Source organism: Streptomyces krungchingensis (genome assembly GCF_054729265.1).
Genome location: NZ_JBPUKY010000001.1, coordinates 7,588,550 through 7,605,832, shown reverse-complemented (window position 1 = coordinate 7,605,832; position 17,283 = coordinate 7,588,550). Strand labels below are relative to the sequence as shown.

At 71.6% G+C, this 17,283-nt stretch carries 18 protein-coding genes; 9 read left to right on the top strand and 9 right to left on the bottom strand.

Annotated features, from left to right (window positions below; genetic code table 11):
- Nucleotides 1-101: 101 nt before the first annotated feature.
- The 7 genes from ACSYGO_RS33345 (at nt 102) to ACSYGO_RS33315 (ending at nt 5,908) form a co-directional block, all read left to right on the top strand.
- Nucleotides 102-941 carry a glutamate ABC transporter substrate-binding protein gene (locus ACSYGO_RS33345; RefSeq protein ID WP_426681034.1) on the top strand — a complete coding sequence of 280 codons (840 nt, stop codon included), beginning with the start codon at nt 102-104 and terminating at the stop codon, nt 939-941.
- A 132-nt stretch (nt 942-1,073) separates the two neighbouring features.
- Entirely contained in the window at nt 1,074-1,739 is a 666-nt protein-coding gene (locus ACSYGO_RS33340; protein WP_426681035.1) for an amino acid ABC transporter permease, read from the top strand.
- A complete protein-coding gene (locus ACSYGO_RS33335) occupies nt 1,736-2,617 on the top strand; it encodes an amino acid ABC transporter permease (RefSeq protein ID WP_426681036.1) in 882 nt (293 codons plus the stop codon). Before ACSYGO_RS33340 ends, ACSYGO_RS33335 begins: the two co-directional genes overlap by 4 nt.
- Nucleotides 2,618-2,906: 289 nt before the next feature.
- Entirely contained in the window at nt 2,907-4,574 is a 1,668-nt protein-coding gene (locus ACSYGO_RS33330; RefSeq protein ID WP_460388727.1) for an FAD-dependent monooxygenase, read from the top strand.
- An 89-nt stretch (nt 4,575-4,663) separates the two neighbouring features.
- Nucleotides 4,664-4,909 carry a putative leader peptide gene (locus tag ACSYGO_RS33325; RefSeq protein ID WP_432188431.1) on the top strand — a complete coding sequence of 82 codons (246 nt, stop codon included), beginning with the start codon at nt 4,664-4,666 and terminating at the stop codon, nt 4,907-4,909.
- 76 nt (nt 4,910-4,985) lie between these two features.
- A complete protein-coding gene (locus ACSYGO_RS33320) occupies nt 4,986-5,513 on the top strand; it encodes a cupin domain-containing protein (RefSeq protein ID WP_432188432.1) in 528 nt (175 codons plus the stop codon).
- Nucleotides 5,510-5,908, top strand: a complete 399-nt coding sequence (locus ACSYGO_RS33315; RefSeq protein WP_432188433.1) for a rhodanese-like domain-containing protein — start codon at nt 5,510-5,512, stop codon at nt 5,906-5,908. The genes ACSYGO_RS33320 and ACSYGO_RS33315 overlap by 4 nt, the downstream gene beginning before the upstream one ends.
- Before the next feature lie 105 nt (nt 5,909-6,013).
- Here the strand turns inward: ACSYGO_RS33315 and ACSYGO_RS33310 are convergent, their stop codons facing one another.
- The 4 genes from ACSYGO_RS33310 to recA all read right to left on the bottom strand — a co-directional run bounded on the left by ACSYGO_RS33310 (nt 6,014) and on the right by recA (nt 11,434).
- Complete coding sequence (locus tag ACSYGO_RS33310; RefSeq protein ID WP_460388725.1) at nt 6,014-8,548, bottom strand: FtsX-like permease family protein; 2,535 nt, start codon at nt 8,546-8,548, stop codon at nt 6,014-6,016.
- The gene (locus ACSYGO_RS33305; RefSeq protein ID WP_426681041.1) at nt 8,545-9,207 is read right to left on the bottom strand and encodes a winged helix-turn-helix domain-containing protein; all 663 of its coding nucleotides are present in this window, start codon (nt 9,205-9,207) and stop codon (nt 8,545-8,547) included. Before ACSYGO_RS33305 ends, ACSYGO_RS33310 begins: the two co-directional genes overlap by 4 nt.
- Before the next feature lie 262 nt (nt 9,208-9,469).
- Nucleotides 9,470-10,306: a recombination regulator RecX gene (recX, locus tag ACSYGO_RS33300; RefSeq protein ID WP_426681042.1), complete on the bottom strand. Its 837-nt coding sequence runs from the start codon at nt 10,304-10,306 to the stop codon at nt 9,470-9,472.
- A 3-nt stretch (nt 10,307-10,309) separates the two neighbouring features.
- On the bottom strand, nt 10,310-11,434 hold the full coding sequence (gene recA / locus ACSYGO_RS33295) for a recombinase RecA (protein ID WP_432174428.1): 1,125 nt from the start codon (nt 11,432-11,434) through the stop codon (nt 10,310-10,312).
- A 415-nt stretch (nt 11,435-11,849) separates the two neighbouring features.
- Here recA and ACSYGO_RS33290 point away from each other — a divergent pair, with 415 nt between their 5' ends.
- Nucleotides 11,850-12,632, top strand: a complete 783-nt coding sequence (locus ACSYGO_RS33290) for a hypothetical protein (protein WP_460388723.1) — start codon at nt 11,850-11,852, stop codon at nt 12,630-12,632.
- Between the two features lie 51 nt (nt 12,633-12,683).
- On the opposite strand, the gene ACSYGO_RS33285 is transcribed toward ACSYGO_RS33290, so the two are convergent.
- On the bottom strand, nt 12,684-13,898 hold the full coding sequence (locus ACSYGO_RS33285) for an AI-2E family transporter (RefSeq protein ID WP_078629182.1): 1,215 nt from the start codon (nt 13,896-13,898) through the stop codon (nt 12,684-12,686).
- A 60-nt stretch (nt 13,899-13,958) separates the two neighbouring features.
- The gene (locus ACSYGO_RS33280) at nt 13,959-14,153 is read right to left on the bottom strand and encodes a DUF3046 domain-containing protein (RefSeq protein ID WP_426681045.1); all 195 of its coding nucleotides are present in this window, start codon (nt 14,151-14,153) and stop codon (nt 13,959-13,961) included.
- 80 nt (nt 14,154-14,233) lie between these two features.
- Here ACSYGO_RS33280 and ACSYGO_RS33275 point away from each other — a divergent pair, with 80 nt between their 5' ends.
- The gene (locus tag ACSYGO_RS33275; RefSeq protein WP_460388720.1) at nt 14,234-15,178 is read left to right on the top strand and encodes a hypothetical protein; all 945 of its coding nucleotides are present in this window, start codon (nt 14,234-14,236) and stop codon (nt 15,176-15,178) included.
- A 40-nt stretch (nt 15,179-15,218) separates the two neighbouring features.
- On the opposite strand, the gene ACSYGO_RS33270 is transcribed toward ACSYGO_RS33275, so the two are convergent.
- Genes ACSYGO_RS33270 through ACSYGO_RS33260 form a run of 3 tightly spaced genes read right to left on the bottom strand, consistent with a single transcriptional unit; the run spans nt 15,219 to nt 17,133 of the window.
- Nucleotides 15,219-15,527, bottom strand: coding sequence for an AzlD domain-containing protein (locus ACSYGO_RS33270; RefSeq protein WP_426681047.1), 309 nt, complete (start codon nt 15,525-15,527; stop codon nt 15,219-15,221).
- Nucleotides 15,524-16,243 (bottom strand): AzlC family ABC transporter permease, encoded by a 720-nt coding sequence (locus ACSYGO_RS33265; protein WP_426681064.1) that lies wholly within the window; start codon nt 16,241-16,243, stop codon nt 15,524-15,526. Before ACSYGO_RS33265 ends, ACSYGO_RS33270 begins: the two co-directional genes overlap by 4 nt.
- Nucleotides 16,144-17,133: an AraC family transcriptional regulator gene (locus ACSYGO_RS33260; RefSeq protein WP_460388718.1), complete on the bottom strand. Its 990-nt coding sequence runs from the start codon at nt 17,131-17,133 to the stop codon at nt 16,144-16,146. Before ACSYGO_RS33260 ends, ACSYGO_RS33265 begins: the two co-directional genes overlap by 100 nt.
- Between the last annotated feature and the right edge of the window lie 150 nt (nt 17,134-17,283).

The window sequence follows — 17,283 nt, the reverse complement described above, 5'->3', positions numbered from 1 at the left end:
CACTTCTTCACGGCCGGCCCTCGTCGACGGAGGCCGGTCCCCGAAGTCCCTCGTTCGTTCCTGAAGAACTGCATCTCTTCACCAGTCAAAGGATGTTCACCATGAAGCTCCGCAAGGTCACCGCCGCTTCGGCCGCCGTCCTCGCGCTCGCGGTCACCGCCACGGCGTGCGGCTCCGGCGACAAGGACGACAACGGGTCGTCCTCCGGCGGCGGCAAGATCAAGATCGGCATCAAGTACGACCAGCCGGGCCTCGGCCTGAAGGAGCCCAGCGGCTCGTTCTCCGGCTTCGACGTGGACGTGGCGACCTATGTCGCCAAGGAGCTCGGCTACAAGCCGAACCAGATCGAGTTCGTCGAGACCAAGAGCGCCGACCGTGAGAACGCGCTCGCCCGCGGCGACGTCAAGTTCATCGCGGCCACGTACTCGATCACCGACGAGCGCAAGCAGAAGGTCGACTTCGCCGGCCCCTACCTGCTCGCCCACCAGGACCTGCTGGTCAAGGCCGACTCGGACATCTCCAAGGGCACGGACCTCAACGGCAAGAAGCTCTGCTCCGTGACCGGCTCCACCTCGGCGCAGAACGTCAAGGACACCATCGCCCCCAAGGCCAACCTGCGCCAGTACGCCGGTTACTCGGAGTGCATCGCGGGTCTGCAGAGCGGTGCCGTGGACGCGGTGACCACCGACGACTCGATCCTCGCGGGCTTCGCCGCGCAGGACAAGTACAAGGGTCAGTTCAAGCTCGCCGGGCTCAAGCTCAGCAACGAGAACTACGGCGTCGGTGTGAAGAAGGGCGACACCGCCACCATCAACAAGATCAACAAGGCGCTGGAGAAGATGGTCAGCGACGGCTCCTGGCAGAAGGCGGTCGACAAGAACTTCGGCCCGGCCCAGTACAAGAACGAGCCGGCCCCGAAGATCGGCGTGATCGTCAAGTAAGGCGGAACTCCGCCGACGCAGGACTCCCGCGGGCAACGCGGGGCTCCGCGGGTGCGCCGCCGCTCACCGCGATCACGGCGGCGGCGCGCCGCGTCCTCCACGTACGCCACAGACCCGGAAGCGCGGGAGATCGTGTTCGACTTTCTTCAAGGTTATGACGTCCTAGGGGCGTTCTGGATGACGGTGAAACTCACCGTCCTGTCCGCGGTCGGCTCCCTCGTCTGGGGCACCCTGCTGGCCGCGATGCGGGTCAGCCCGGTCCCGCTGCTGCGTGGAGCGGGCGCCGCCTACGTGAACATCGTCCGGAACATCCCCCTGACGGTGATCATCGTCTTCAGCTCGCTGGGCCTCGCCGACATCTTCGGCGTGACGATGGGCACCGAGAACTTCGACATCCAGGGCTTCCGCCTGGCTGTCCTCAGCCTCGCCGCCTACCACTCCGCCTTCGTGTGCGAGGCCCTGCGGTCCGGCATCAACACGGTGCCCGTGGGACAGGCCGAGGCCGCCCGTGCGATCGGGCTCAGCTTCAGCCAGACCCTGCGGCTCATCGTGCTGCCCCAGGCCTTCCGCTCCGTCATCACCCCGCTGGCGAACGTGCTGATCGCGCTGACCAAGAACACGACCGTGGCGGCGGCGATCGGCGTGGCCGAGGCCGCCAGCCTGATGAAGACGATGATCGAGAACGAGGCCCAGACGCTGCTCATCGGTGCCGTCTTCGCCTTCGGGTTCGTGGTGCTGACCCTGCCCACCGGCCTCATCCTCGGCTGGCTGGGCAAGCGACTGGCGGTGAAGCGATGACTTCCGTTCTCTACGACGCTCCCGGCCCCCGGGCCAAGCGGCGCAATCTGATCGTGTCGGTGGTCTCCTTCGTCCTGTTCGCCCTCTTCCTGTGGTGGATCTGGCGGACGATGGACGACAAGGGACAGCTGAAGTGGTCCCTGTGGGAGCCGTTCACCACCACGGAGGCGTGGACGACCTACCTGCTGCCAGGACTCGGCAACACCCTCAAGGCCGCGGCGCTGGCCATGGTGATCGCCCTTCCGCTGGGCGCGCTCTTCGGCATCGCCCGCCTGTCCGACCACCGGTGGATCAGCGTGCCGGCCGGTGTGGTGGTCGAGTTCTTCCGCGCCATCCCGGTGCTGCTGCTCATGCTGTTCGCCAACGAGCTGTACGTCCGCTCCAGCGGTCTCAGCAGCGAGGAGCGCCCGCTCTACGCCGTCGTCACGGGCCTGGTGCTGTACAACGCCTCGGTCCTGGCCGAGGTCGTGCGCGCCGGCATCCTCGCCCTGCCCAAGGGGCAGTCGGAAGCCGCCATGGCCATCGGCCTGCGCAAGAACCAGACGATGACCAGCATCCTGCTCCCGCAGGCCGTCACGGTCATGCTGCCCGCCATCGTCAGCCAGCTCGTCGTCATCGTGAAGGACACGGCGCTGGGCGGCGTGCTGCTCCAGTTCACCGAGCTGCTCAACGCCCGCAGCACGCTCGCGGCCAACTACGCCAACGTCATTCCGAGTTTCATCGTGGTGGCCGTCATCTACATCGTGCTGAACTTCGCCCTCACGAGCTTCGCGTCCTGGCTCGAGGGCCGACTGCGGCGCGGCAAGAAGTCGACGGGCACGGTACTCCCGGCGGCCGACACGGGAGACGCGACCGCCGCCGGTGCGACTGTCGTCTGACGGGCAGTCAATCCGGGCGGTGACCGAGGGGCAGTGGCGATCGCGCCACTGCCCCTCGCCGCTTGCCGGAGGTACGTGCACCGGCCTCTCGCGACCTGCGCGCACCGCGCGGACGAGGTGCGCGTCGCGCACTCCTCGCACCATCCGGCGCCAAGGGGACCATTCGTGCGTCCGGCTTGACCAGGTGGCGCACAGTCTGTTGCATACGTTCTGTGATCGTGCACCCCGCTCCAACTGCCTGTTCCCGTACGTCCCTCAGGGCACCGCACCGGGCAGGGGGCGCCGCGTCGTGGACCCGGTGATCATCGTCGGCGCCGGCCCCGTGGGGCTCGCGCTGGCCCTTGCGCTGGCACGCCAGGAGGTGCCGTGCGTGGTCCTCGACGAGGGGCCGGGCAAGGATGAACAGCGGCTCGCCAGGACGGTCGTGCTGCGCGAGGACACGGTCGCGCTCGTCGAGCGGCTGACCGGATTCCCGCTCTCCGAGCTGGGGTTCCGTTGGGCCGGATGGCGGTCTCTGCGGCGCAAGCAGGTGACGCGCGAGATCACGTTCGGCGGCGAGGCACCCGCGGCAAACGGCCCGGCCGGGACACCCGGCACGGCATCCCCCCAGGGTGGCGCCGACGCCGGGACGTACGCCGCCCCGCTGCACATCACGCAGCACGAGCTGACCGGCGCCCTGCGCGACGCCATCGGCGACGAACGGCTGATCAAGCTCGCCGTGGACAGCCGCCTCGACGCCATCGAGCAGGAGCCCTCGGGCGTCACCGCGCACACCAAGGGCCCCAAGGGCACATGGTGGCGCGGCAGCTACCTGGTCGGCTGCGACGGCCCCCGCTCCACCGTGCGCAAGCTCCAGGACATCCGGTTCCCGGGACGCACGGCCGTGGAGCGGCACGCGGTCGCGGCACTGCGCACGGAACTTCCCTGGCCCGGCGAGGCGTTGTTGCATCGCACGCCGCCGTGGCGGACGTCGAGCCCCTCGGCCGCAGAGGTGACCGCGCGCCCGCTCGCCGACGACCTGTGGCGCCTCGACTGGCTGCTGCCCCCGGGCAAGGACCTGGTGACGCCCGAACTGCTGGTGACCCGTGTCCGGGAGACCCTCGCCGGCTGGAGCGGCGGCCCCACACCCCCGTACGAGCTGCTCGACACCGGAGTCCACACCGTCCACCACCGGCTCGCCCGCAGGTGGCGCGCCGGACGTGTCTTCCTCGCCGGTGACTCCGCGCACCTGCTGGGCGCGCTCGGCACCCAGGGCCTCGACGAGGGCCTGCGCGACGCCGACAACCTCGCCTGGAAGCTGGCGCTCGCCTGGCACCACGGACCGCACGAGTCGCTGCTGGACAGCTACCAGACGGAGCGTCGCGCGGTCGTCGCCGCCCGGCTGCGCGCCGCCGACCAGGCGCTGCCGCTGCTCCGCGGCGGCGGAGGCCTGCGCGCCTATGTACCCGGGTCCGCCCGCGGTCATGACGCGCTGCTCACGGACGGCCATCTGGGACGCGGCACGCTGGGTGCGCCGGGGACGTACGCGGACTCGCCGCTCGCGCCTCCGCGTGCCGAGTCGGAGACCCCCGTGGACACCGCTCCGGGCGCGCCCGTCGTCGACGTGCGGGTGACCGCCGAGGACGGCTCGTTCGTGGCGCTGCGTGAGCGGCTCGGACGCGGGGTGCTCCTCGTGGTGCTGGTCGCTCCCGGTACGGGCGTGTGGGAACGGAAGCACTGGGTGACGGCGGGGATCATGCCCCGGCTCGCGGCGGCCGTGACCGCACTCCCCCACCCCGCCGAACTGCTGGTCGCCGAGAACTACCCCGGCGCCGCCGCGCACACCGTGCTCCTGGTCCGCCCGGACGGACACCTGGTCACCGCGCTCGGCGGGGTGCGCCCGGCCGATCTGTACGAGGCGGCCGAGGCCGCGCTCGGCGGTCCCACGAAGACGGAGGCCACCGCGAGCACGGGCTGAGTGCCACGCCCCGGCACCGAATGAGCCCCCACAGGTCCCGCGTCCGCCGTGGAACCCGGGCAGTGCCGTGATGCGAGTCGGTGTGCCTCATGCCGGCACCGACCGCCCGGCCACCCGGTCACCGGGTGACCCGCTGCCGCACGCTGTGCGACGGCGGCATCCAGGCGATCCGGGCCTCCACGACTACCGAGCGTCCACATAGTGACGGTGAGTTGACCGGTCTACGCCGTCATGGTCTACTCCGGAACGTGACCGACACCCGTGTACGCCTGTGGCGGAGGGTCCATATGGACCTCGTCCGCTATGCGGGCTGCGTGTGTCGCCCGTCCTGCTGAATTCGCATCCTCCTTCCTTGTGCGCGCCGCGCTCTCGCTGCCGCGCGCTCCCACGCGAACCCTCAGGACGGTACGAGTGTCTGTGTCCCCCGCTGTCGGCACGCTCCCGCAAACCCCCACGCAGGCCGACCTGCTCGACTTCGTGCGCCGTACGGCCGCCGACGCCGAACTGATCGCCTCGCTGCCCCTCGACCCCGAGGGCCGCACCTGGGTGCGCCTCGAAGGGCCGGGCGGTAGTGAGGCCTGGCTCATCGGCTGGCCGCCCGGAACCGGAACCGGCTGGCACGACCACGCCGAATCCGTCGGCGCCTTCCTCACCGCGTCCGGCGAGCTCAAGGAGAACTCCCTCGGCGCCCGCCTCCCCGCGGACGGCTGGAAGACCCTGGAACTGTCCGAAGGCATCGACCGCGAGAGGACCCTGCCGGCGGGCAAGGGGCGTTCCTTCGGCCGCCACCATGTCCACGAGGTGCTCAACGAGTCCACCGAGGAGCACGCGATCTCGGTCCACGCCTACTACCCGCCGCTGCCGCAGATCCGCCGGTACAGCCGCACGGGTCCGGTGCTGCGCCTGGAGCACGTCGAGCGTCCGGAGGACTGGCAGTGAGCGGCCCGCGCCCCCTGGGGATCGACGAGTTGCTGGAGCGGGCCCGAGAGGACCTGGACCGAGTGGAGGCCGCGGAGGCCTACGCGGCCGCGCTGGCCGGCCGGGCGCTGCTGGTGGACACCCGGTACGCCGCGCTGCGCGAGCGTGACGGTGTCATTCCCGGCGCCCTCGTCGTCGAACGCAACGAACTGGAGTGGCGCCTCGATCCACAGGGGAGTCATCGCGCCCCGCAGGCCACGAGCCACGACCTGCGCATCGTGGTGATCTGCAACGAGGGGTACGCGTCGAGCCTCGCCGCCGTGTCCCTGCGCCGGTTGGGGCTGCACCGGGCCACCGATCTGGTCGGTGGGTTCCAGGCGTGGAAGGCGGCAGGGTTCCCGGTGACCGCCGCCTAGGCCGGAACGCCTGGTGCACCCGCCTGCCTTGGGCGCCGCTCGATGTCCGTACGCACCAGTGGGCGCCCCTGGAGGTAAGGGGCGCCCACCATTGCGTATCGCCCCTTACTCCTTGGCCGTGGCCACCGCCACGGGGCGCACCCGCAGCGCGACGCGGCCGGGCAGCGCGGTGGCGACGAGGGCGAGCACTCCGGCGACCGCGACGACCGTCACGTACACCAGAGGCGTGACCGCCGGGGCCGCGCTGCCCGTCATACCGACGCTGAAGGCGGTCAGGACGGCGAGCGCGATGGAACTGCCGAGCGCGGTGGCGAGCAGCAGCACCGACAGGGCTTCGGTCCGCAGCATGCGCAGGACCTGGCGTCGGGTCGCCCCGGCGAGGCGGAGCATCGCGAACTCACGGACCCGCTCGGACACCGACATGGCGAGCGTGTTGACGACGGCGATGGCGGTGAACGCCAGGACCAGGCCCATGGCGAGGTAGTTGACCTCGGCGTTCGCCTGCTGCCGTTCGGCCTGGATCGAGTCTGCGGTCGCGGGTGCGAGAACACGGACCGCCGGGAACTCACGGAGCGTAGTCGCGAGTTGTGTCTGTGTACGGTCCGTGCCGACCAGGACGGAGGTGGCGAGCGGGTTGTCGACGTGGCGTGCGATCAGATCGTGGGCGAAGGTGAGGTCTCCGAAGCCGAGTCCCTTCGCGTAGACGGCGGCGACGGTCACGGTGACCGGCGTGCCGTCACCGAGGGTGAGTTTCAGGGCGCTTCCGGGCTTCAAGTGGCGCTGTTGCGCGGCGAGTTCGCTGACGGCGACGGTGTCGTTCCCGAGGTCCTTCAGGGAGCCCGCGGTGACCTCCGGGTCCCAGGTGCGGGTGAGACCGGCCGGCGTCACTCCCTGGGCCGCGTATGTGTCGAGGCCGACGCGGACGGTCGTGCGGACCACTTCGGTGACGACGTCGTGCCGCGTGCGCAGTGCCCGGGCGGCCTCGGCCGGGACACCGGGTCCCTGTGCGGCGAGCACCCAGTCGGCACGGATTCCTTCGCGGGCCTGGGCTCGGGCCGCGTCGCCGAGGGTCGGCTGGACGAAGAGCACCGTGCAGGTCATGCCGATGAGGAGGGTGAGAGGGGTGACGACGGAGGCCATGCGTGCCGCGTTGCCCCGCAGATTGGCGCGCGCGAGGCGGCCACCGGGGCCGCTCAGCCGCAGCGGGCCCGCGAGCACGGTCGCGGTGGCCTTGACCAGCAGTGGCCCCAGCAGTGCCACGGCGCAGGCGAGGACCACGACGGCCAGGAAGGTCACGGGAGTCGAGGCGGGCTCGGTGCGCAGCACGCTGAGCACGGCCACCAGTACGGCGCCTCCGGCGAGCAGGGCGAAGCCGGTGAGGAGGCGTCCCCAGGCCGGGCGGGTCCGCTCGGCGCGGGCTTCGGCGAGTGCTTCGGCCGGACGGATCCGGGCGACCCGGCGCGACGAGATACGGGCGGCGGCCCAGGCGCCGAGGAGCGTGGCGGCCACCGCTGCGAACGGCGGGAAGACGCCGGCCGAGTGCTGGAGCGTGGCCGGGACGGCCCCCATGGCGACGAACCGGCTGTGCAGCCAGGCGCCCAGCGGAAGTCCGGCGAGCGCGCCGGTCACCCCGGCGGCCGCCCCGACGATCAGCGCCTCCTTGCCGAGAAGTGCGCGGATCTGGCCCGGTGTGGCGGCGATGGCGCGCAGCAGGGCGAGTTCGCGGTGGCGCTGCTGCACGGAGAGGGCGAAGGTGCCGACGACCACCAGCACGGCCACCAGCAGTGACGTACCGCCCATCGCGCCGCCCATGCTGACCAGCTTCGTCCGTGCGGCGGCCGCGTCCAGGAACTCGACCGGGCCGCGGGCGTCCCCCGAGCTGACCTGTGCGGTGGTGCCGTGCAGCGCCTCGGTCACCGACCGCTCCAGGGCGGTGGTGCCGGTTCCCTTGGCGGGCAGGACGCCGAAGGCGGTGACATGTCCGGGGTGTGCGGCCAGGCGCCGTGCCTCGGCGGTGGAGAAGAAGAGCGAGGTCTGGTGGCGTACGTCCGCGGCGGCCTGGGCGATTCCGGTGATCCGGTAGGTGCGCGGCGACTGCGTCGACTGGACGGTGAGACGGTCGCCGGGCTCCAGGTGGGCGCGCTCGGCGAAACGGCTGTCGACGACCAGGTCACCCGTGGCCGCGGGCGCCGTTCCGGCGCTCAGCGTGTAGGGGGTGAGCACCGCGGAGTCCCATGCGTGACCGTAGGCGGGCCGGCTCTCCTCGACAGCGGTGCCGGACATCAACGGCTGTGCCAGGAAGGTCAGTTCGGGTACGACGCAGCCCACGCCGGGTGCCCGGTGGAGCCGTGCGGCGAGGCCCTCGTCGAGCCAGGCCCGTTCCGCGATCGGCTTGGCCTTGTGTTTGACCTTGGTCTTGCCCTTCTTGTGCTTGACCGTGGTCCGGTGGACGTTCTGGTCGGCGGAGACCACGACGGGGGCCGCCGCATAGCGTTCGGTGCTGACCGTGCCGCGCAGGCCGGTTTCGAGGAGGGTGCCGCATGCGGTGATCAGAGCGGCGGCGCACATCAGGGCGAGGAAGGCTCCGAGGAAGCCGCCCTTGCGGGCCCGGACGGTCTTCAGGGCGTACCGCAGCATCATGAGGGGTCGCTCTCTCTTCTGTTGTGGGGCGCCGGGTGCGTCTCGGGAGCGGCGCCGGGGGCCGGGAAGGCGAGGAATCGGGTGAGTACGGTGCGCGCTCCGCTCGGGGTGTCCGCGTCCGGGCGCTTGTAGCGGTTGAGGAGCGCGATGTACTCCTCGAAGAAGGCGCGGAGTTCGGGGAGCGTCAGCCGGATGCTGCCGCGCGAGTAGGGGAAGGCGTCCGCCCAGGGGTCTTCGTGTCCGCCTGCCTGGAGCTGGGTCCGCTCGAAGAGTTCGAGGTCGGCGGCGTAGGCGTGATGGTTCAGCTCGTCCATGACGAGCCGCATCTCGGGGCTCTGCCGACTGCGCGGCGGGAAGCGGCGGTCTCCGGGAACGGCCCGCCACCAGCGCTGCCTGCGCTGGCCTCGCGGTTCGGGCAGCTCCTCCACGAAGCCGTACCGTGCGAGCTCGCGCAGGTGGTAGCTGGTGGATCCGGTGTTGAGTCCCAGCGCCCGGGCGAGCGTGGCGGACGTGGCGGGGCCGTGCAGGGTGAGGTGCTGGAGCATGCGCTGCCGGCGGGGCTGCGCGAGCGCCTTGAGCGTGGCGAGGTCGGAGAGCTCGGTGGGTGCGTGCGGCGCCTTCGAGGGGGATTCCGCTCGCGCGCCGGGTTCCTGTGCCATGCGTACACAGTCGTCTGTGCACAGGTGTCTGTGCAGTGCGGCGGCCCGGCGTCTTCGACCGGGGGTTAACCCCACCCCGGCCGAGGGGAGTTGAGCCGCTGGCGTCGAGCGCGTGGGCGCTGCACCGCGCCGCGCGCTCCGACGCGCGCTCCGACGTGCCCGGACGTCAAGCGGGCTCTGAACGCGATCGGCGCCCCCGCGCGTCGACCGTGCTCAGAGCCCTCGTACGTCTGCCGGTGTGCGAGCTCTGCCGCCGCGCCGGTCAGTACCCCGCGTCGTCCAGCCCCTCCGTGTCCTCGCCCTCTTCCTCCAGCGCCTGGCGGACCACGCGCAGGGCCATGCCTTCCGGGTAGCCCTTGCGGGCGAGCATGCCCGCGAGCCGGCGCAGCCGCTTGTCGCGGTCGAGACCGCGGGTGGAACGCAGTTTGCGGGCGACCAGCTCCCGCGCGGTCGTCTCCTCCTGCTCGGAGTCGAGCTGTCCGACGGCCTCGTCGATCAGCGTCGAGTCGACGCCCTTGGTCCGCAGTTCCTGCGCGAGCGCCCGTCTGGCCAGCCCCCGGCCGTGGTGCCGGGACTCCACCCAGGCGTCCGCGAAGGCACTGTCATTGATCAGGCCGACCTCTTCGAACCGTGTCAGCACCTCGTCCGCCACGTCGTCCGGGATCTCGCGCTTGCGCAGCGCGTCGGCGAGTTGCTTCCGCGTGCGCGGGGTCCCGGTGAGCAGGCGCAGACAGATTGCCCGCGCCCGCTCAGCCGGGTCCCCTGAAGACTCCCCCTTCTCGGCCCTCGACGAGGCAGGGGCGTCTCCGTCCTGTGGGTCGCCGGACGCCTCGCCGAAACCGCCACGCCTTCGGCGCCCTCGGCCACCGCGTGGCCCCCCGTCGCCGCGCCGGCCCCCGCCGCGGCGCGAGCCACCGCCGGGCGAGGCACCGCCCGGCGCATCGCCGTCCGGGTCGCCATGGAACCCGTCGTGCGCTGCGGTGTCGTACGCGCTGTCGCCGTGTCCGGCCGAGCCGCCGTCCCGCCCGTCGTACCCCTGCCCCGGCCCTTCCGGAGCGGTGGGGTACGCGTACTCGGCCCAGTCGGTTCGTCGCGTCATGGACTAGCTCTTGGCCGCCGCGGCCTTGGACTTGGTCGCCTTGGCAGCCGGTGCGGGCACCGTCTTCGCGGCCTCGTCCGCGCCGGCGGAGACCGCTGCGTCCGTGCCGGGCTCGGTGACGGGCTCCTCGGGACGCACGCCGACGCCCAGCTTCTCCTTGATCTTCTTCTCGATCTCGTTGGCGAGGTCGGGGTTGTCCTTGAGGAAGTTGCGGGCGTTCTCCTTGCCCTGGCCGAGCTGGTCGCCCTCGTACGTGTACCAGGCGCCGGCCTTGCGGACGAAGCCGTGCTCCACGCCCATGTCGATCAGGCCGCCCTCGCGGCTGATGCCCTGGCCGTAGAGGATGTCGAACTCGGCCTGCTTGAAGGGCGGCGCGACCTTGTTCTTCACGACCTTGCAGCGGGTGCGGTTGCCGACCGCCTCCGTGCCGTCCTTCAGGGTCTCGATGCGGCGGATGTCGATACGCACCGAGGCGTAGAACTTCAGGGCCCGGCCACCCGTCGTGGTCTCCGGGGAGCCGAACATCACGCCGATCTTCTCGCGGAGCTGGTTGATGAAGATCGCGGTGGTCTTCGACTGGTTGAGCGCGCTGGTGATCTTCCGCAGGGCCTGGCTCATCAGGCGGGCCTGCAGACCCACGTGCGAGTCGCCCATCTCGCCCTCGATCTCCGCGCGCGGCACCAGGGCGGCCACGGAGTCGATGACGATGAGGTCGAGCGCGCCCGAGCGGACCAGCATGTCCACGATCTCCAGGGCCTGCTCGCCGTTGTCCGGCTGCGACAGGATCAGGTTGTCGATGTCGACGCCGAGCTTCTTCGCGTACTCGGGGTCGAGGGCGTGCTCGGCGTCCACGAAGGCCACCTGGCCGCCGGCCTTCTGCGCGTTCGCCACCGCGTGCAGGGTCAGGGTCGTCTTACCGGAGGACTCCGGGCCGTACACCTCCACCACGCGGCCGCGCGGCAGGCCGCCGACACCGAGGGCGACGTCGAGTGCGGTCGACCCGGTGGGGATGACCTCGATGGGCTCATTCGGCCGCTCGCCGAGGCGCATCACGGCGCCCTTGCCGAACTGCCGTTCAATCTGTGCGAGCGCGGCGTCGAGTGCCTTCTCGCGGTCGGTTCCTGCCATGGGTTCCACCCGGTTTGCTTGAGTCGATCGCTTCACGTCAAAGACGCTAACGCCTGCCACTGACAATGCGCCCCGACGCCCGTCCGGCCTGTGGATAACTCGGGCACATCTCCATCAAAACCCTGTCGAAATGCCCGCCGAGAGCCTCGCTGGAGCCTCCATAAGAATGGATGTTCGATTTTTGTGTCAAGCGCACCACGCGCATCTCCGAGAGTACGGCGGCGCTCCGACAACGCCCCGGCCCTCCACCGGACGACGCCCGGTCCTCCACCGGCCGGACACCGATCGTCCGGGCCCGCCGGACGGTCGCTCCCGCGCCGCGCCCACCCGGCGGCCGGGCTACTCCCCCGGGCGTACGGCCGGTGCCTTCGGGGGTACGACGACGCGGCGGGGCCCGGTCGCCAGGCTGTGAGCCATGGAGACCACCACCACGTCCCGACCGCCGGCACCGGTGAGGACCACGCCCCGACCGGCCGAGCGGCTCTGCTACGCGACGGGCGCGCTGCTCGTCCTGACGGGATGCGCGCACCTGGCGGTCTTCGCCGTCGACGGCGGCCCCTGGGACGGTCCCGTCTCCTGGCGCAAGCCCGTCACCTTCGGACTCTCCTTCGGGCTGACACTGATCGCGATCACCTGGGTCACGTCCTACCTGCGCGTCGGCAGCCGGCTGCGCACGGTGCTGCTGGTCGTGTTCGCCGCGGACTGCGTGGTGGAGGTCGGCGGGATCACGCTTCAGGCATGGCGCCGGGTGCCCTCGCACCTCAACATGGAGACCGGCTTCGACACGGCGGTCTCCATGACGCTCGCCGTGGGCGGCGGGGTGCTCGTCGTCCTGCTCACCGTCTTCGCCGTCGCCTCGTTCCGCGGCCGGCCCACGGGCCCGGCGGGCATGCCGCTCGCGCTCCGTTCCGGGTTCGCGATCCTGCTCGTCGCCCTGCTGTCGGGCGCCGCGATGATCGCGCGAGGGGTCGTCCTCACCCGGACCGGCCACCAGGAGGCGGCGTACCACTCGACGGCCCCGCTCAAGCCGCTGCACGGAGTGAGCCTGCACGCCGTGCTGGTGCTGCCCGCGCTGGCCCGGCTGCTCTCCCGCACCGCCTGGAGCGGCGCGGCCCGGCAGCGGGTCATGTATGCGGCGGTCGGCTGCTACACGGCGGCCGTCCTCGGCGCCGGCGTGTGGGCGGCCCTCACCTGGTGAACCGCCGGGCGCCCGCACGGGCGGGCGCCCCGGTGAGCGGCCCGGCGGACATCAGCGGGTGAACAGGCCCCGCACCCGCCCGAGGAAGGTGCTCGAACTCCGCGTCCGGTGCCCGTGAACCCGGGGATCGTCCGTGACGTCGTACCGCTTCACGTAGGCCCCGAGGAACGCCTGGAGCGTGGCGACGGCCGGGATGGCGATCAGCGCGCCGACGGCGCCGAGGAGCGCGGTGCCCGCGATGACCGACCCGAAGGCGACCGCGGGATGGATGTCCACGGTCTTGGCGGTCAGCTTGGGCTGCAGCACGTAGTTCTCGAACTGCTGGTAGACCACGACGAAGATGAGCACCCACAGCGCGTACCAGGGGTTGATCGTGAAAGCGATCAGCATGGGCAGGGCGCCCGCGAGATAGGTGCCGATGGTGGGGATGAACTGCGACACCAGGCCCACCCACACGCCGAGCACGGGTGCGTAGGGCACGCCCAGGGCCTGCAGCAGGATGTAGTGGGCGATGCCCGAGACGAGCGCCATCAGGCCGCGCGAGTACAGATAACCGCCGGTCTTGTCGACCGCGATCTCCCAGGCACGGAGCACCTCGGCCTGCCGGGCCGGCGGCAGCACCGAGCAGAGCGCCCGGCGCAGGCGCGGCCCGTCGGCGGCGAAGTAGAACGAGAACAACGCGATCGTCAGCAGCTGGAAGAGGCCGCCCAGCACCTGCGCGGACACGTCGAGGACGCCGGTGGCGCTGTTCTGCACGTACTTCCGCAGCCAGTCGGAGTGGAGCAGGCTGTCCTGGATGTCCACCCGTCTCAGGTCGGTGTGGAAGTGCGTGTTGATCCAGTTGATGACCGAGTCGAGGTACTCGGGGAAGCCCTCGACCATCTTGATGATCTGGCCCGCGAGCATCGAGCCGAGCAGCGTGATGAACCCGGCTATCACGATCATCGACCCGATGAAGACGAGGAAGGTGGCCAGCCCCCGGCGCATGCCGTGCGAGGCCATCCAGCTCACCGCGGGCTCGATGGCGAGCGCCAGGAAGAACGCGATGAGGATGTTGATCAACAGGCCGGTGAGCTGGTGGAAGGCCCAACTGCCCAGCTGGAAGACGGCGATGAGGGCGAGGGCGAGCACCATGGCGCGCGGCAGCCAGCGCGGCATGCGTCCGCCGCGCGCGTCGGCGTCTCCGCCCGGGGGCGGGTCGGGCGGCGTCGTGCCGAACGGTGATGCCTGCGGGGCGACCTGCGCGGTCTCGTCTGTCGGGGCCACCCAGCAAGTCTCGCCCACGCCACCGACAATCGGGACCCGGCCCCGGATCTTCGTGGCCGGTCAGCGGTTTTCGTGCGGAATGTTCATGGTCGCGCACACCACACGCCACACATCCTTGGCTTCCCAGCCCGCGTCCAGCGCCTCGTGCACGGTGCGCCCACCGAGATCCGTCATCACATGATCGCGCGCGAAAGTGTCGGCGTACCCCGCACCGAAGTGATCCGCCATCCGCTGCCAGAAGACCGTCAACCGCATGACTCCAGTATCCCGCCCCTGAGAGTGGGCCCGAGCCGGGACCGCTTGCCGAGACCGCTTTCCGTCCTACGGTCTGTCGCATGGCCGATACAGGAGCATCCCCACTCCCCCCGACGCCCCCGGCGCACTCCCCGCTCGCGCGCGCCGAGCACTTCGTCTGGCTCACCGCGCGCGTGCTGGAGCAGCGCCGTTTCGCTTACCACTTCCTCCGCGGCGACGCCGACGCGGTGGAGACCGCGCTGGCCGCCTACCGCAATGAGGACGAGGGGTACGGTCACGCGCTCGAACCCGATCTGCGCGGTCCGGTCAGCCAGCCACTGCACACCGGTCACGCACTGCGCGTGCTCGACTCCATCGGGCGCTGCGGCGGACAGCGCGTGGAACGTGTGTGCCGCTACCTGACCTCCGTGTCCACGGCGGACGGCGCCCTGCCGGCGATCCACCCGGGCCAGCGCGGCTATCCGACGGCCCCCTTCATGCCGATCGTCGACGACCCGCCCAGCGAACTCCTCGCCACCGGACCCGTGGTGGGCTTGCTGCACCGCAACGAGGTGTGGCACGCCTGGCTGTTCCGGGCCACCGACTTCTGCTGGCACGCGGTCGACTCCCTGGACAAGTCGCATCCCTACGAGATCGAGGCGGCCGTCGCCTTCCTGGACTCCGCGCCCGACCGCTCCCGCGCGAAGGCCGCCGCCGACCGGCTGGGCCGGATGGTGCGCGAGCATCGGCTCGCGGCGCTGGATCCCGAACGCCTGGAGGCGTTTCCGGTCGCGTCCGGATACGCGCCGGGCGAGCACCACTTCCCGCACGACTACGCGAAGACCCCCGAGTCGCTCGCGCGCGCGTGGTTCACCGACGAGGAGATGTCGCGCTCCCTGGATCACCTGGCGGACGAGCAGGAGGCGGACGGAGGGTGGCCGATCCGCTGGCGTCAGTGGGCGCCCGGCACGGCCCTGGAGTGCCGCCCCATGGTGACCATCGAGGCGTTGCGCACACTGCGCGCGTACGGCCGGCCCATCGGCTGACGGCCGGGACGTCCACCCGGCGGCTTCCGCGAGAGGGGCGTCAGCCGGTGAGCGCCCGCACACCCGCCGTCACCACGACGGCGGCGCCGACCACGAGCAGGAAGGGCGCCCGCAGGACCAGTGCGACGGCGGCGGCGGCGAGCCCCGCGGCCTTCGCGTCGATGACGAGGACGCGTCCGTCGGCGAAGGTCTGCTGGGCGGTGAGCGCGGCGAGGAGGGCGACGGGCAGCAGGGCGGCGAGGCGCTGCACGAGCGGGCGTTCCAGCACTCCGGCCGGGACCAGCAGCCCGATGAGCTTGACGGCGTAGCAGCCCACGGCGGTGGCGCCGATGGCGATCCAGATGTTCAACGCTCTTCCCTCGGTCCGTCGTCGGCGGTCTTCGTCCCGCGGCGCCCCTGCAGCCAGAGAGCCACCGGCGCGGCGAGCGCCGCCACCAGGACGGGCACTCCGGCGGGCAGCACGGGCAGCAGGCCCAGTCCCAGCAGGACCGCGGCTCCGGCGACCGCGCGCTCCGTGCCGGTCCTCAGCATCGGCGCGAGCAGAGCCAGGAAGACGGCGGGTCCGGCGGCGTCCAGCCCCCAGGCGTCGGTGTCGCCGATGGCCTCGGCGCCGACGGCCCCGAGCAGCGTGGTCAGGTTCCACAGCACGTAGAGGGTGAGTCCGGTGACGGTGAAGCCGATGCGGACGCTGCGCCGGGTGGGCTGGGCGAGCGCGACCGCCGTGGTCTCGTCGATGACCCACTGGGCGGCGAGGGGACGCACCGCGCGCGGGAGGGCCAGCAGCTGCGACAGACGCAGTCCGTAGAAGGCGTTGCGGACCCCGAGGAAGAAGGCGCCCGCGGCGGCCGTGAGCGGGTTGCCTCCGGCCGCGAGCGCGCCCACCAGCGCGAACTGCGAGGCCCCGGTGAACACCAGGAGACTGAGCGCGCAGGTCTGCAGCAGGGTGAGCCCGCTGCCCGCCGAGGTCACCCCGAAGGCGAAACCTGACAGTCCGACGGCGACCCCGACTCCCAGGGCGTCCCGGACGACGGCGGCGTCGGGTTTTCCGCGTCCTTCACTGCGTATGTCTGCGAGAGCTGTCTGTTCTGCCACACCCCGGACGGTAGGGCCAGGCGTCCGTGATGGTCTTGTACGTTCTTGCGCTCGCGCTGGTAGGCACCCGGGGGCACGCCCACGATCCGGCTGAAGTGCCGGTTCAGGTGCGGCTGGTCCGTGAAGCCGACGGCGACCGCCGCTTCCGCAGGCGCGGAACCGGCGTCCAGCAGGTGCCGCGCCCTGCGTACCCGGGCGTCGGTCAGCCAGGTGTGGGGAGGCATGCCGTAGGCGTCCCGGAACGCGCGCAGCAGGGCGAACGGGCTGGTCCCGAGATCGGCGGCGAGCCGCTCCAGGGTCGGGGGCTCGGCCATCCGCTCCTCCAGCACGGCACGCGCGCGTGCGGCGGTACGGGCGCCCGCGGAGCGTACGGCCCGCTGGGGCAGCGGTCCGCCGTTGAGGCGCAGCAGCCGGGTCACCGCGACGCGCAGCATGGTGTCCGCGGCGAGCGCGTTGCCCTCCTCCGCGGCCCGCAGCACCTGGTGGACCAGGCCCACCGTGTACGGGTCGTCGAGCACCGGGGCGACGAATCCGGGGGTGCCGCGGATGGACGTGGTCTCTGCGGCGATCTCGGCGACCAGCTCCGGCGACGGGTACACCGCCCCGTACCGCCAGCCTTCGGGTACGCCGGCGCGGCCGGTGTGCGCGGTGTCCGGGTTGACGAGGGCCAGGGAACCGGGACCCGCGTACTGGTCGGCGCCGCCGTGGTGGAAGACCTCCACGCCGTCGGCGATGGCGGCGATGACGAAGTTCTCGTGGGTGTGCCGCACGAAGATCTTTTCCACGTAGCGCGCGCGGAGCAGGTCGACGCCGGGCAGCTCCGCGTACTGCCAGTGCCGTGCCCGTTCCGCCGATGTCGCCATGCCCACCATTCTCCGTCAGCGGTGGCGGCCGGATCGCGGGCTCCGGCGGCCGCCGGCGGGCCACGCGGCCTCGGCCGGGCGGCCGGTCCGCCCGGCCGCCCGCACCCCCGCATCGCGCCGGCATCACCCCCACCTCCCGGTCCCCCGGCT

What these genes read in the sequence shown, in the direction of transcription:
- ACSYGO_RS33345 (WP_426681034.1), top strand. Translation starts at nt 102, where the DNA reads ATGAAGCTCCGCAAGGTCACCGCCGCTTCGGCCGCCGTCCTCGCGCTC.
- ACSYGO_RS33335 (WP_426681036.1), top strand. Translation starts at nt 1,736, where the DNA reads ATGACTTCCGTTCTCTACGACGCTCCCGGCCCCCGGGCCAAGCGGCGC.
- ACSYGO_RS33325 (WP_432188431.1), top strand. Translation starts at nt 4,664, where the DNA reads ATGCCGGCACCGACCGCCCGGCCACCCGGTCACCGGGTGACCCGCTGC.
- ACSYGO_RS33310 (WP_460388725.1), bottom strand. Translation starts at nt 8,548, where the DNA reads ATGATGCTGCGGTACGCCCTGAAGACCGTCCGGGCCCGCAAGGGCGGC.
- ACSYGO_RS33305 (WP_426681041.1), bottom strand. Translation starts at nt 9,207, where the DNA reads ATGGCACAGGAACCCGGCGCGCGAGCGGAATCCCCCTCGAAGGCGCCG.
- recX (WP_426681042.1), bottom strand. Translation starts at nt 10,306, where the DNA reads ATGACGCGACGAACCGACTGGGCCGAGTACGCGTACCCCACCGCTCCG.
- recA (WP_432174428.1), bottom strand. Translation starts at nt 11,434, where the DNA reads ATGGCAGGAACCGACCGCGAGAAGGCACTCGACGCCGCGCTCGCACAG.
- ACSYGO_RS33290 (WP_460388723.1), top strand. Translation starts at nt 11,850, where the DNA reads ATGGAGACCACCACCACGTCCCGACCGCCGGCACCGGTGAGGACCACG.
- ACSYGO_RS33280 (WP_426681045.1), bottom strand. Translation starts at nt 14,153, where the DNA reads ATGCGGTTGACGGTCTTCTGGCAGCGGATGGCGGATCACTTCGGTGCG.
- ACSYGO_RS33275 (WP_460388720.1), top strand. Translation starts at nt 14,234, where the DNA reads ATGGCCGATACAGGAGCATCCCCACTCCCCCCGACGCCCCCGGCGCAC.
- ACSYGO_RS33260 (WP_460388718.1), bottom strand. Translation starts at nt 17,133, where the DNA reads ATGGCGACATCGGCGGAACGGGCACGGCACTGGCAGTACGCGGAGCTG.